The 13,846-nt window shown below is 59.3% G+C and carries 9 protein-coding genes; 5 read left to right on the plus strand and 4 right to left on the minus strand.

Annotated features, from left to right (window positions below):
• Positions 1 to 317 precede the first annotated feature (317 nt).
• Complete coding sequence (locus MTX36_RS21855; RefSeq protein WP_243621738.1) at positions 318 to 1,751, plus strand: plasmid pRiA4b ORF-3 family protein; 1,434 nt, start codon at positions 318 to 320, stop codon at positions 1,749 to 1,751.
• A 59-nt stretch (positions 1,752 to 1,810) separates the two neighbouring features.
• Here MTX36_RS21855 and MTX36_RS21860 read toward each other — a convergent pair whose 3' ends face one another.
• Both MTX36_RS21860 and MTX36_RS21865 read right to left on the minus strand, forming a co-directional pair.
• Positions 1,811 to 2,386: a TerD family protein gene (locus MTX36_RS21860; protein WP_094274183.1), complete on the minus strand. Its 576-nt coding sequence runs from the start codon at positions 2,384 to 2,386 to the stop codon at positions 1,811 to 1,813.
• Between the two features lie 122 nt (positions 2,387 to 2,508).
• Positions 2,509 to 5,718, minus strand: coding sequence for a DEAD/DEAH box helicase (locus MTX36_RS21865; protein WP_243621739.1), 3,210 nt, complete (start codon positions 5,716 to 5,718; stop codon positions 2,509 to 2,511).
• Positions 5,719 to 5,832: 114 nt separating this feature from the next.
• On the opposite strand from MTX36_RS21865, the gene MTX36_RS21870 reads away from it, so the two are divergent.
• From MTX36_RS21870 to MTX36_RS21880, 3 genes are all read left to right on the plus strand, one after another.
• Positions 5,833 to 7,005, plus strand: coding sequence for an alpha/beta hydrolase family protein (locus MTX36_RS21870; protein WP_279394895.1), 1,173 nt, complete (start codon positions 5,833 to 5,835; stop codon positions 7,003 to 7,005).
• A gap of 192 nt (positions 7,006 to 7,197) precedes the next feature.
• Positions 7,198 to 8,337, plus strand: a complete 1,140-nt coding sequence (locus MTX36_RS21875; protein ID WP_243621740.1) for an alpha/beta hydrolase family protein — start codon at positions 7,198 to 7,200, stop codon at positions 8,335 to 8,337.
• A gap of 110 nt (positions 8,338 to 8,447) precedes the next feature.
• Positions 8,448 to 9,542 carry an alpha/beta hydrolase family protein gene (locus MTX36_RS21880; RefSeq protein ID WP_243621741.1) on the plus strand — a complete coding sequence of 365 codons (1,095 nt, stop codon included), beginning with the start codon at positions 8,448 to 8,450 and terminating at the stop codon, positions 9,540 to 9,542.
• A gap of 77 nt (positions 9,543 to 9,619) precedes the next feature.
• Here the strand turns inward: MTX36_RS21880 and MTX36_RS21885 are convergent, their stop codons facing one another.
• Positions 9,620 to 10,993, minus strand: coding sequence for a dicarboxylate/amino acid:cation symporter (locus tag MTX36_RS21885; protein ID WP_243621743.1), 1,374 nt, complete (start codon positions 10,991 to 10,993; stop codon positions 9,620 to 9,622).
• Between the two features lie 319 nt (positions 10,994 to 11,312).
• Between MTX36_RS21885 and MTX36_RS21890 the strand changes: the two genes are divergently transcribed.
• Positions 11,313 to 12,212 (plus strand): phosphodiesterase, encoded by a 900-nt coding sequence (locus MTX36_RS21890; protein ID WP_243621744.1) that lies wholly within the window; start codon positions 11,313 to 11,315, stop codon positions 12,210 to 12,212.
• A gap of 2 nt (positions 12,213 to 12,214) precedes the next feature.
• On the opposite strand, the gene MTX36_RS21895 is transcribed toward MTX36_RS21890, so the two are convergent.
• On the minus strand, positions 12,215 to 13,747 hold the full coding sequence (locus tag MTX36_RS21895) for a stealth family protein (protein WP_243621801.1): 1,533 nt from the start codon (positions 13,745 to 13,747) through the stop codon (positions 12,215 to 12,217).
• Positions 13,748 to 13,846: the final 99 nt, after the last annotated feature.

Consider the following 13,846-nt stretch of genomic DNA (forward strand, 5'->3'; position numbering starts at 1 on the left):
GCCCTTCAGCGCCGATGGTACTGCACTCGACAGGGTGTGGGAGAGTAGGACACCGCCGAACACAATTTACGAGATAGCCCCCAACCATTCGTGGTTGGGGGTTTTTTCGTGTTCCGGAACGATTCTGTGGGGCCGGTCGGGGTGGTGCGGGCCGGGGTGAACGTATCGCTGCCGGGGTTCGGCAGGGGTGGTGATACGTTCACGCGATGCGGTGGGTGGGTGAACGTATCGCTCGCTCGATACCAGGGTGGATCTGAAATGCGGACTGGCGAAAGATACCCCGGGATTGTCGGCAATCCGTGGCATAGTGGACACCTATGGTTGGCTTCCGTGACTCCGGTGCATCGCACTTGCGACTTGTACCGGAAGATCTGAGTGCGCAAGAAGGTGATGTGGCCGACCTTGGTGACGGTGCGCCGGAATATCCATTCGGCTACTCGCTTCGAGCACAGAGGCGTTCGTTATCGATGAGTTATCGGATCTCGGTCCGACTTGATGACATATCCACGCAGGTATCGCGTCGGATTATCGTAAATTCCGATGTCACGCTGGACCACCTCCATTCCCTCGTCCAGCGCGCCATGGGCTGGCGCGATACGCACGGACATACATGGAGAAAGGCCGGCACACGGTTCCCCGGAGATTTCGAGGAGTACGTACCCCTTCACCGAGTTTCCGACCGTCGTGGTGCGGGGCAGATCGCTGTCGCTGAAAACGAAATCCGTTTGGACGAGATTCTGGTCTTGCCCGGAGATAAGATTCAGTATCGATACGGTCGCTTGGGGAGCTGGCGTCATGCTTTGATTCTCGATGCGGTCGACGACTGCGATATCGGCGTTTCTGCGATCTGTGTCGACGGAGTCGGCGCGTGTCCGCCGGAAGCGTGCGTTGGCCCCGAGGAATACGAGCAACTACTCGGCGTGCTCGTTTCCGATGAACTGCGGTCGCGTGAGTGGACGTTGGAATGGGCTCAGACGGATTTCGATCCCGAGTATTTTGACCTCGACGAAGTTAATGATCGACTATCCCGTTGTGCTGGAACGCCGAAGAGTGAGTCAGTCGTACAGTCGTTCCCTCGCGACTTCGACATTCGAAACCTTTTTGAATTGCTTGCACCGGCAAGTGTTCCTGAGCTGCATGATGTCTTCGAAATAGCTTGTATCGATGATTCTTCCGAGAACTCGACCGAGACTCGTGTCGAGGCAGGCGCTCGACTTCAGATGTTGTTGACTTTGATCGGCGCCGAGGGAATCGAAGTGGCGACCTTCGACTCGACGGTCGACGCTATGCTGGATCAGCCGGAACTCGGGCCAGTGAATTTGCCCAAGGCCACGCGGTTGTTCGTCCTGCTGCGAGGTTGGGGTCTGGCGAGGAAGCTCAAGGGCAAGATCGTATTGACCCGTCGTGGGCGCGCGGCGTCGGAGGATGCCGATGTGCTGTGGGACTGCATCGTTGCGCGAGTACCTGTTGCGCCTTACGGAACTGCGCGGGCAGTTGAACTTCTGATCCTTTTGTCGGTGGCTGCGGGATTGGATCCGTCGGATCGCCACCATCTTGTTGCGGGCTCTCTGTCGCAGATCCGATCATCGGTTGTTTTGACGGCGGAGTCAGCGGTACCGGTGAAGCGTGCCCACACCACGGTGGAGGTTCTCGATCTGATCGGAGCAATTGGGCAGGATCTCTTGGGAATCGGCTCGACGCAGGATATGCCGTGGGCGGTCGATCTTGCGCGGGCAGTCCTGCAACGTTAAAGAAATGGGGCCCGGGCCGACTTTGAACTTCGGCCCGAACCCCATTGCTGTTCAACAGGTCAGATATTGACGCCGTAATCGCGGGCGATACCGGCGAGACCGGACGCGTATCCCTGGCCGATTGCCCGGAACTTCCATTCGGCGTTGTGGCGGTACAGCTCACCGAAGATCATCGCGGTTTCCGTCGAGGCATCTTCGGAGAGGTCGTAGCGTGCGAGTTCAGATCCAGTGGAAAGGTCGACGACGCGAATGTAGGCGTTGGTGACCTGACCGAATGACTGGAGTCGAGCGTCGGCGTCGTGAATCGATACCGGGAAGAAGATGTTGGTGACGTTGGGAGGCACGGCGGAAAGGTCGACGTTAATTACCTCGTCGTCGCCGTCACCATCTCCGGTGAGGTTGTCTCCGGTGTGTTCGATGGAACCGTCCGGAGAGCGGAGGTTGTTGTAGAACACGAAGTGAAGGTCCGAAAGTACCTTGCGTTCGGGGCCGGTGACCAAAGCGCTGGCGTCGAGGTCGAAGTCAGCGCCGCTGGTACTTCTTGCGTCCCATCCGAGGCCGACCGAGATCTTGGTCAGGTTGGGTGCTGCCTTCGACAGAGATACGTTGCCGCCCTTGGCAAGTGTGACGCCCATTCAGGTTCCTCTCGTTCGAGTGTGGTGGTATTCCACATTCGTGAGTTCTGTATTGTCCGTTCCTGATTCACCATACCGCTACCCACGATTCCAGGGTGGGCGGTGTGAGGTGTTGTGGCCTTTCAGTCGAACAGTGCGCGGATGTCGTCGGCTCCCAGGGTGGAGCTGAGCAATTCATCGGAGTCCATGACGCTCGAGAACAACGCGGATTTCTTGGCTTTGAGGGCCATGACCTTGTCTTCGATCGTGTCTTTGGCGATGAGTCGGTACACCATGACGTTCCGGGTTTGGCCAATTCGATGGGCGCGGTCCACAGCTTGCGCTTCGGTAGCAGGATTCCACCAGGGATCGAGAATGAAGCAGTAGTCGGCTTCGGTGAGGTTGAGCCCGAAGCCACCAGCTTTGAGGCTGATCAAAAACACCGGCGCAGTGCCGGTCTTGAACTCGTCCAATACTTGTCCGCGATTGCGCGTACTGCCGTCGAGGTAGCAGTAGCGAATGTTCTCGGCGTCGAGCCGTTTTCGAACGGAGGCGAGGAATCCGGTGAATTGGCTGAAGATCAGTGCTCGGTGCCCGCCGGCGATGACGTCGTCCAGTTGCTCGACAAGTGCGTCGACCTTTGCTGACGGGATGGCCGTGTGTTTGTCGTCGATCAGCGAAGCGTCCAGGCTGAGCTGACGTAAGAGTGTGAGGGACGCGAGGATCGTGAATCGATTCTTGTCGACGTCGGTCAGTAGTCCCAAGATCTTCTGGCGCTCACGTTGAAGATGGGTGTCGTAGAGCGTGCGGTGTTTGGGGTGGAGTTCGATCTCGAGCACTTGTTCTTGCTTGGCCGGAAGATCGTGAACTACCTGCTCTTTGGTTCGTCGAATCATCAAGGGCTTGACGCGTCGGCGTAATTGTTCCAAACGGTCTGTGTCGCCGTCATTTTCAATGGGTCGACGGTACTGTTCGGTGAACTGCACGGCATTCGGGAAGAGCCCGGGAGCAGTGATCGAGAGTAGTGACCAGAGCTCCGTCAGGTTGTTTTCCATCGGGGTTCCCGTGATTGCGAGCTTGAACGGTGTTTCGAGGTTTCGGGCGCACTGGTGGACTTTGGATTTGTGGTTCTTTGCAAACTGGGCCTCGTCGAGGATGAGGCCGGACCAACTGTTGGCGGAATAGGATTCGGCGTCGAGCCGGAGCAATGTGTACGAGGTGAGCACGATGTCGGCGCCGTCAACGATGTCGGTGAGATCGATATTTTGTCGTTTGAGAGTTCCGGCAACGACTACCGTTGCGAGTTCCGGTGTGAATTTCGCGATTTCGGATTTCCAGTTGGACACAACGCTGGTCGGTGCAACGATCAGAAATGGCGGTGTCGCCGGATCCGTTTGGCGTGCAACGGCAATCATTGCCAGCGTTTGCAGTGTTTTACCCAGTCCCATGTCGTCGGCGAGGATTCCGCCGAGGCCGTGCTTTCGTAAGAAGTTGAGCCAGCGGTACCCTTCGATCTGGTAGGGACGGAGTGTGGCGTGCAGTGTCTCGGGGACGTCGACTTGCTCGATGGTGGGGTGAGCGAGAAGCCCGCCAACTTGTTCTTTCCATTGTGCTGCTTGATGTTCGATGATTCCCAATGAAGAGAGGTCGTCCCAGAGGCCAGCTTGGAACTTACTAATCTTGAGAGGCCCGTTGGGTCGGTCGAGGAGCGAGCGAGCTTCGGTGATGAGGCGCTCGAGTTCACGGAGTTCGGGTTTGTCGAGGCTGAAGTATGCGCCGTCGGGGAGTAGAAGTTCGGTGTCACCGTGACTGAGTGCGGCAAAGATGTCGGCGAAATGCACTTTCTGTCCGTCGGCGTTGATGGTGACGTCGAGGTCGAACCAGTCGGAACTGACGGTGTCCGACGAAGCAGAAGCGGAGAGTCCGATAACGAGTGAATCGTCGGTAGCTCTGTAGTGTGCCGGCGAGCCTATGACGGCGACCTCGGTGTCGGGGTGATCGAGTAGTAGGGGGAGGACGTCGAGAGCGAATCGCATGGTGTTCAGGCCGGTCAACGGGCCGTCGCTTAATTTCTGTGAACTCGGTGGGTTGCCGGTCGGTGTGAGCAGGGGGAGCACTGTGTCGAGGATGCTCTGTTCGGCGTCGTACGAGCGGCAGTCGACGGTGGTGGAGTGTGCCTCCACCGCTACTGAAAAGTGCTCGGTGCCGACGGCGTAATGCCACTCCCACTGCAGGTCGACGCGATGATCATCGCTGAATCGGGCCTGTAGATGCAGCACGGGTCCGGTGACGGCAGGCGCAACATACGAGTTGTCGGAGGAGACAATGTCTGCGAGCGCAGTGAGATTGACGGCGTAGCGCGACGAGAATGTGTCGCGATGCTCCGCAGGTACGTCAATAGTGTTGCGGGCGTTGAAGAATTCTTGAAGCTCCGCCGTGATGGGATCACTCAGTGGGGCCAGCCGAACAGTACCCTCGGGATCTGCGGTGAACACCCCGTGCGCAGTAGGACCGATGAGTCCCCACATCGATGGCGTCGATTTCATCCCCCCGGTAGCGGAGGTGATTCGGACGCTCGGTGCGATGATCAGTCCGTCGTCGGGGCCGGTTGTCACGTCGATGGATAGGTGCGCACCGTGTTCGAGCGTGACGGGCCCGAGTCGTGGATCGGAGTGCATCAGGGGAATTCCGGCGCTGCCGGCTTCGGCGAGCAATGTCCAGAGTCCGGGGCTCGGGAAGTCTGCCAGATCAATTTCTGTGGCGGTCTGGTGCCGATAGACCGATCCGCCGTTGAACAGTAGGTGGATGTCGTGCAGGATCCGGATTTGTCGAGCAGGATGCCGATACGAAGTGCCGAGCTTGTTCCAGGCCAGCCCGCCGGATATCCATCCCCGGGCTCCGGGCTGGACAGGTTTGATCAGTAGTTGTCGGCGCTCGCCGTGTGTTCGAAGTGTGAATTGAATGCCGAGATCAGCCGCTGCGTGTTCGACAGCACCGCCTCGCAGGAGGGTGCGCAGCGAATCTTCCCAGGTCACGGAAGGTTTTGGTAGTGCCGCCTGTGCCGCGGCAGCTACGACGAGCGCGGCTACGTGCTTGCAATTCATACGCACCGGACAGGTGCAGACGCCGCGGAGGATGGTGACTACACCGTGCGGTCGGCGCGTGAGAAAGACCGTCGTGACGTATGTCTTGGTACCCGAAACCTCACCGACCAGGGTCTCGGATGCTCCGTCCCACTCGAATTCGCGGACCGCGCCCTGCCGAAAATAGGTGAGGCCGCGCTGAAACGTTGTTGTACCGACGACTGCACGGATCTGGTCCAAGTCGAGGACTGTCGTTGCTGCCGGTTGCATCGCTCCAGACTAATCCGGGCTGCCGACACTCTCGAGACAGTGCGATGCATATCGAAAAATTTCAGGCGACTGCCCTGTATGTTCCAATGATCGCATTTTACTTTTGGAGTCCAATTGAAGATCAAGTCGACCGCACCCGCTCGAATCGGCAAGCTGGGTGTAGCGGTGATTTCACTGTGTGCGCTGGCTACGCAGGTAGTCGGTGCAACGGCAGCAGGTGCTGAGCCGAGCACCGGGAGCCTGGGGAGTCTCGGGAGTGTTGAGGGGAGCGTGACGAACACCGGCAGTCTCGGGAGCGTCGGGGGAAGCCTCGAGACCATGGGGAGCTTTGATTTCGGCTCGACGATGCCCAAGGTATTCCAGAATGATCCGGGACCAATTCCGGCCTTGCGCGACGACATTGTGATCTCCGAGATCAAAGGTGAGAACGTCACCGGCGCTCAATCGCTGCGACTGACGGTCGCGTCGCGCGCATTGCGACGCGAAGTGGGCGTCGAGATTCTGCTTCCACGAGATGCTTCGGTACCGCGCCCGGCCCTTTACATGCTCGAAGGTGTCGACGCGGGGGAAGACACAAGCGGGTGGATGACGATCGGCGGCGCTCCGGCGTTCTTCGCAGACAAGAACGTGAACGTTGTGATGATCAACGGTGGCGTGGCGGGCCTGTACACGGACTGGGACAACGTGGATCCCAACGTCGGCCTGCACAAGTGGGAAACCTTCATCACCCAGGAACTGCCGCCGTTGATCAATACGCGATTCAATACCAATGGCATCAACGCCATTGCCGGCAACTCGATGGGCGCGCAAGGCGCGATGATGCTTGCCCACCGATACCCGGAAATGTATCGCGGAGTCGCTGTTTTCAGTGGCTGCTATTCGACGATGGACCTGTGGGGTCGGGCGAGTACCCAGGCGACTGTCACTTCGCGAGGTGGGGGTCTCAACAATGTATGGGGCGAGCCCGGCGGGCCGGAGTGGGAAGCACACGACTCGCTCTTGAATGCGGAAAGTCTGCGTGGCAAAGAGATTTACATTTCGGTGGCCAATGGATTGCCAGGCTTTGCCGAAACGTCGCAGACTCCTGAACTCCTCGAGCGTCTGGTCGTCGGCGGCGGTATCGAAGCGGTGACAAATCAGTGCACGCACGAGTTCGACGAGCGGTTACAGGATCTCGATATCGCGGCAACGGTGGATTACGAGCCCAACGGTACTCATTCGTGGGCGTACTGGCGTGAGCGTTTCTACAAAGCGTGGCCGACTCTGTCGAAGGCGCTCGGCGTCTGAGATCTGGCGAACCTGATGTCCCTGTGTCGATCAATCGATGCAGGGACATTTTGTGTATCAAGACCTATGGTTGCGAGTTCCGTTGCGGTCTTGCGATTTCGGATTTGTCGCTGGGTACAGTGCCCGAAATAGGAAATTTAACGCGACTGCACGGTATCTTCCAGGGGTCGCATTTAACCCTTGGAGTCCGAATTGAACGTCACATCGACCGCGCGCGCCCGAATCGGAAAGCTTGGCGTGGCACTGATCGTGTTGTGCGCGCTGTCCACTCCGGTGGTCGGTGCGACGGCAGCAGGTGCTGCTCCGAGCCCCGGAACTCTCGAGAGTGCCGGCAGTGTCGGAACCATGGAGACCATCGAGTCTCTCGGAGGCCTGGGTTTCGGGACCACTATGCCTGAGGAATTCCGGGATGCATCCGAACCGCTACCGGTGCTTCGAGACGATATCGTCACGCCGGAGATCACCGGGGAGAGCGTCACTGGCGCTCAATCGCGGCGGCTGACGGTCGCGTCGCCCGCATTACGACGCGAAGTCGGGGTCGAGATTCTGCTTCCCGCCGACAGTTCGGTACCGCGCCCGGTCCTGTACATACTCGACGGAGTCGACGCGGGTGAGAACACAAGTAAGTGGATAACGGATGGCGGCGCACCCGAGTTCTTCGCAGACAAGAATGTGTACGTGGTGGTGGTGAACGGCGGCGCAGCTAGCTTGTACACGGACTGGGAGGAGATAGACCCCCAGCTCGGCCTGAACAAGTGGGAAACATATCTCACCCAGGAACTGCCGCCGCTGATCGATGGGCGGTTCGAGACCACCGGCGTCAAGGCGATTTCAGGCCATTCGATGGGTGCGCAGGGCGCGATGATGCTTGCCCACCGAAACCCGACGTTGTACAGCGGAATCGCGGTTTTCAGCGGCTGCTATTCGACGATGGATGTGTGGGGCAGGACGAGTACGCAGATGACGGTCACTTCGCGCAGCGGGGATCCCAACAACATGTGGGGCGAACTCGGTGGACCGGGGTGGGAAGCACACGACTCATTCTTGAACGCGGAAAGATTGCGCGGCAAAGAGATCTATATTTCGGTGGCCAACGGATTGCCGGGTTCGGACGAAACATTGGAGACTCCGGAGCTCGGTGAGCGTCTGCTCCTCGGCGGCGGTATCGAAGCCTCAGCCGAGGAGTGCACGAGGCAGTTCGACCGACGATTGCAGGATCTCGATATCGCGGCAACGGTCGATTACGAGCCGAACGGTACTCATTCGTGGGCGTACTGGCGTGAGCGTTTCCCCAAGGCGTGGCCGACTCTGTCGAGGGCTCTCGGCCTTTGAGATCTGGCGAACCACCGGACATTTTGTGTATCAGGACAGGTGTACCGGAGGTTCCTCCTGAACGAGACGATATATTTCACGGGATTTCATTTCCACCGTTTGGGAGCCTGATGAAGAAGAGCTTGACTTCGCCCACCTCTGCGCGCCGGGCCGGAGTCGTCGCGACAGCCCTGTGTGCTCTTGGGATTCAGGTGTTCAGTACCGCAGCGGTGGGTGCGACCCCGACTTCCGACAGCATGGAGGTTTTGGAATACGGTTCCACGGTGCCAGGATCCATGCAGGGTAAGCCGGGGATTCGTCCGGAACTGCGCAGCGGGCTCGGGGCCGCGACAATCGTCGGTGAAAGTGTCACCGGACCGCAGGCTGTGCGCCTGACGATTGCGTCGCCGGCTCTGCAGCGCGACGTGGGCGTAGAAATCCTGCTCCCGTCGGACAATTCTGTACCGCGGCCTACTCTTTACCTCCTCGACGGTGCTGCAGCAGCGGAGGACTCGAGCGGATGGGTGACCGTCGGCGAGGCACCGGCATTCTTTGCCGACAAGAATGCCTACGTCGTCATGACCAACGGTGGCAAAGCCGGTATGTACACGGATTGGCAGAATGTCGATCCGAATCTCGGTTTGCACCGGTGGGAAACGTTCATCACCAACGAATTGCCTCCGCTCATCGATGCAAGATTCGCCACCAACGGCGTCAAGGCAATTGCGGGCACGTCGATGGGTGCGCAGGGCGCAATGATGCTCGCTACGCGACATCCCGGAATGTACAAGGGAGTGGCGGGTTTCAGCGGGTGCTACTCGACGACAGATCGCTGGGGTCGTGCCAGCATTCTCTCGACCGTGACCTCGCGTGGCGGGAACGTGGACAACATGTGGGGCGAGCCCGGTGGGCCGGAGTGGGAAGCGCACGACTCGCTCCTCAATGCCGAGCAACTCCGGGGAACAGAAATCTACCTGTCCGCGGCGCCGGGCACGCCTGGTGTGAACGAGACACTGCAGACGCCGGACCTAGCTGATCGTCTGATCGTCGGCGGGACGATCGAGGCGGTCGCCAATATGTGTACTCAGGCTTTCGACGAGCGGCTGCGCTCACTCGATATCGCCGCCACCGTGGATTACGAGCCCAACGGCACTCACTCGTGGGGATATTGGCGTGATCGTTTCCCCAAAGCATGGCCGACGCTGTCGAAGGCTCTCGGACTCTGAGCTTCTGCCCGTACACAGCAACGTCCCCCGCACCGAAATCTCAGTGGTGCGGGGGACGTTGTGTGTGAAGCGGGGGATTAGGCGTCGACAAGCTCCTCGGAGAAGGGATCTCCGTTGCGCGGGGCGTTGAAGCGTGCAGTGTCGAGAATGCCTTCACGCTTGGCGACGATGACCGGGACAAGTGCCTGGCCGGTGACGTTGACTGCGGTGCGGCCCATGTCGACGATTGGCTCAACGGCAAGCAACAATCCGACGCCGGCGAGCGGGAGGCCCAGAGTCGAGAGGGTCAGCGTGAGCATGACCGTTGCGCCCGTGGTGCCGGCAGTTGCAGCAGAACCGATGACCGAAACCACGATGATCAGCAGGTAATCGGTGAAGGAGAGCGGGACGTCGTAGAAACCGGCGACGAAGATCGCTGCGATTGCGGGGTAGATCGCCGCGCAACCGTCCATCTTGGTGGTCGCACCGAGCGGCACAGCGAACGACGCATATTCGCGGGGAACACCGAGATTGCGTTCGGTGACTCGTTCGGTCAACGGCAGGGTGCCGATCGACGAGCGGGAAACGAAGCCGAGCTGCGTGGCAGGCCACACGCCGGAGAAGAAGTTCCGAACCGAGAGGCCGTGTGCGGCAATGAGGGCGGGGTACACGACGAAGAAGACGATGGCGAGGCCGATGTAGACGGCAGCCGTGAAGACGCCCAGCGAGCCGATGGCGTCCCAGCCGTAGGTTGCGACGGCGTTGGCGATCAGGGCGGCGGTGCCGATCGGTGCCAGGCGGATGATCCACCAGAGGATCTTCTGGATGATGGCGAGAAGTGAAGCGTTGAATTCGAGGAACGGTTCGGCCTTCGCGCCGATCTTCAGTGCGGCGATACCGATAGCTGCGGCAATGACGAGCAACTGCAGAACGTTGAAGCTCAGCGACGTCGTGGCCGCACCCTCCACGACCGAGGTCTTCGCGCCCAAGCCGAGGAAGTTGTTGGGTACCAAACCGGTGACAAACGCCCACCAGGAACCGGAACTCTTCGGTTCCTTGGCAGCGTCGATGGCGACGTCGGTCCGCGATCCCGGATCGGTGATCAGACCGACGACGATGCCGATGATCACGGCGATGAACGCGGTGATCGCGAACCACAGCAATGTCTGGACTGCCAGGCGGGCGGCATTCGCGACCTCGCGGAGGTTGGCGATCGAGCTGACGATGGCGGTGAAGACCAGCGGAATCACGGCCACGGTGAGCAGCTTGACGTAGCTGGAACCAATGGTTGCCACAGTACCGATGAGCCAGTTGCTATTGCCGTCTGCCGCGTCGGGCATCGCTCGTGCCACGAGGCCGATGATCACACCGATAATGAGGCCGGCGATAATCTGTGGTCCGAATGATGTTGCCCAAGAAGGAAATCGAGTCTTGGAGCTTTCCGGTGCACCGGTTTGGGTGGAGCTGGGCATGACAATGCCTTTCGAGAAATCGAAGAGAGCAAAACACAGCACGCCATGAAGAGATTCAGGCGGGGTTTTGCGAAAAATGTGTCCTGGTACGCGCTAGGTCAGAGCGAGCGCATACAGATGGCGCTCGCCTGCAGGCGAAGGTCGACGTAGCGTCGAGAGGTCAGGAGCAACACTCGGCACACACTACTCGTTGCTTCAACTACCGATTGCCGCGGGCTGCTCGAGGGTGTGCCCGGACAGTGCGAAACGGGCGGTGACTACTGTCGAAGTTCGTAGGTGCACCGGCGCCTGCACGTCGGCTAGCGGAAGCGAGAGACCGATGAGCGTTCGACATGCCGAGTACCCACATCCGAAGCATTTCCTGGTGCACTTGAGTGACACCCACCTCGTTGCCGAAGGGGACCTCTACGGCGCAGTCGATGCAGAAGCGCGGCTTCGCGAGGTCCTGGCCGGTGTCGAAAATTCTGGGGCGCGCCCGCAGGCTTTGATCTTCACCGGCGATCTGACCGACGGCGGGGAACCTGATGCGTACGAGAAACTGAAGGCAATTGTGGAGCCGGTGGCAGCCGGTGTCGGTGCCGAGGTCATCTGGGCGATGGGAAACCACGACGATCGTGAACACTTCCGGACGTCGTTGCTCAGCGAGTTGCCGTCACAGCAGCCGGTTGATCGTGTGTACGACGTCAACGGACTCCGCATCATCACCCTGGACTCGAGTGTTCCTGGTCATCACTACGGCGAGATCACCGACGCCCAGTTGGATTGGCTCCGAATCGAGTTGGCAAGCCCCGCTCCGGACGGAACGATTCTGGCCCTTCATCATCCGCCGGTTCCCTGTATTCAAGACCTGGCGGTTTCTGTGGAACTTCGAGACCAGTCGCGGTTGGCTGATGTGCTTCGCGGTAGTGATGTGAGGTCTATTCTGGCTGGGCACCTGCACTATTCGACGATGGCGACTTTCGCCGGGATTCCGGTATCGGTGGCGTCGTCGACCTGTTACACCCAAGACCTCAATGTCGAGGTGGGTGGCCAGCGTGGCCGTGACGGTGCGCAGGGTTGCAATCTGGTTCACGTGTACGCCGATACGATCGTTCATTCGGTGGTTCCGATCGGCACCTATCCCAGCGTGGGCGAGCCAGTCGATGCTGCCGCAGCGGCGGTCAAATTGGCCGCTGCGGGCATCGTGGTCAGTGAAACATTAAGCACTGCAGGCAGTTAGGATCAACTGCGCTGCTCCCACGGAGCCGGGATGGGGTAGTAATTCTCGAGGAATTCGGTCACTTTTCGTGTGCGCAGCTCGAGGTCGATCTCCGGAGCGCTGCCGTCATTTAGGCAGAAGAAATCCATCGAACGATTCTCGAGCAATGAATTCATCTGTCGAAGGCCATCTTTGACGGTGGTATCGACGTACTTGACTGTCGCAGACTTCTGGACGACAGACCGTCCGCTCATCAGGGTGTAGTAGTGGTACAGCGAGTTGGTCACCGAAATGTTGGAGCTCGCGCGGAAAGTGCTTGCCGCGGTTGCCGCAAAATCAGCCGCGAATTCGATTTCCATTTCCGCCATGACGCTTTTGCGCAAGGGCGTTGCGGCGTGTTCGAGATGACGAGTTGTCATTAGTCCGAACCGCTCTTGTAGGAGTCGTCGATTGACCCGAGCCGCATTTTCGAAACCACTGCGGTCGTCATCGTTGTGCCCAAGCCCGATTCGCGTGTCTGCTTCGATGAACATACTGATTCCGCCGGGCGAGAAGAACATGTCCGGACTGACGGGGCGGCCGAAGAACATGTCGTCGTTGGAATAGAGGAAATGCTCGGAAAGCCCCGGTATGTGATGCAATTGGCATTCGACGGCCTGCGAATTGTGTGTCGGCAGCACAGTTGTATCGGCGAAGAATTCTTCACTCGGCATGAATGTGACGCGCGGATCGTCGGCGAGCCAGGCCGGTCGTTCGGAATCGGTAGCAACAAATATCCGTCGGATCCACGGGGCGTACATGTGCACGGATCGCAGTGCATATTTCAATTCGTCGATCTGTCGAAAACGCGCCGCGGAATCGTCTCCCTCGCCGACGACGTAGTTCTTCATCCGAAGCGCCCGCTGAGCCTGAAATTCCTTGGACGAACCGTCGACCCACGAGAAGACGAGGTCGATGTCGAAATTGATGTCCGAGGCGTGGTCGGCGAACATGTTCTCGATCGTCGGCCAGATTCTGCCGAAACGTTCCACCGTGCCGCGGACTGCTTCTTCCGGACGCACGGTGCGCCGGGTCAGGGAATTCTCCACGGGGAGAATTATTTCTTCTTCGGACATGGACCACAGTTCGATCTGAAGACCGATGTTCGCCCCGTAGTTGAGGCCGCTAGTCACATGTACCCGAGGGCGGAACAACCGAAAGATGCGTGCTTTCGGTGTCGAGGAAATGCTGCCGTCGGCGATCAGGAGTGCCGGACTCTTCTTTGCATCGAGAGTCTTCGAATAGAACGGTGTGTCCTGGCATCCTTCGATCAAGGCACGCCGCAATTTCTTGCGGTAGATCCAGTTGACGGCGATGACCGCGCGTTCGTCGTTGCCACGGACGAGGAGGTATTCGATGCCGGCCGCGTCGAGAATGTCGCGGATGAACAGAAGATCCTCGATCATCGCTTCGAGCGGGGTGGTGGTGGTGATCGGGAGTGCGAACCGATTTTTGAATCGCACTGTTTCGGGGCGGTCGTTCAATCGAGCGCGTACCGAAGCCGAGACGGGTTTCACGGGTTCGGGGGTGTCCTGCTCCGGGGGTACGAAGTAGATGTCGTGCGGAGCGGGAGATTGCGTGATGACGTGCCTTTCGATTACCAGCCGCACATCGGC

This window comes from Rhodococcus sp. ARC_M6 (assembly GCF_022810305.1).
GTDB lineage: Bacteria > Actinomycetota > Actinomycetes > Mycobacteriales > Mycobacteriaceae > Rhodococcus_F.

Excerpts from the sequence above, each read along its gene's own strand:
- MTX36_RS21855 (WP_243621738.1), top strand. The coding sequence starts at position 318 with ATGGTTGGCTTCCGTGACTCCGGTGCATCGCACTTGCGACTTGTACCG.
- MTX36_RS21860 (WP_094274183.1), bottom strand. The coding sequence starts at position 2,386 with ATGGGCGTCACACTTGCCAAGGGCGGCAACGTATCTCTGTCGAAGGCA.
- MTX36_RS21865 (WP_243621739.1), bottom strand. The coding sequence starts at position 5,718 with ATGCAACCGGCAGCAACGACAGTCCTCGACTTGGACCAGATCCGTGCA.
- MTX36_RS21880 (WP_243621741.1), top strand. The coding sequence starts at position 8,448 with ATGAAGAAGAGCTTGACTTCGCCCACCTCTGCGCGCCGGGCCGGAGTC.
- MTX36_RS21885 (WP_243621743.1), bottom strand. The coding sequence starts at position 10,993 with ATGCCCAGCTCCACCCAAACCGGTGCACCGGAAAGCTCCAAGACTCGA.
- MTX36_RS21890 (WP_243621744.1), top strand. The coding sequence starts at position 11,313 with ATGAGCGTTCGACATGCCGAGTACCCACATCCGAAGCATTTCCTGGTG.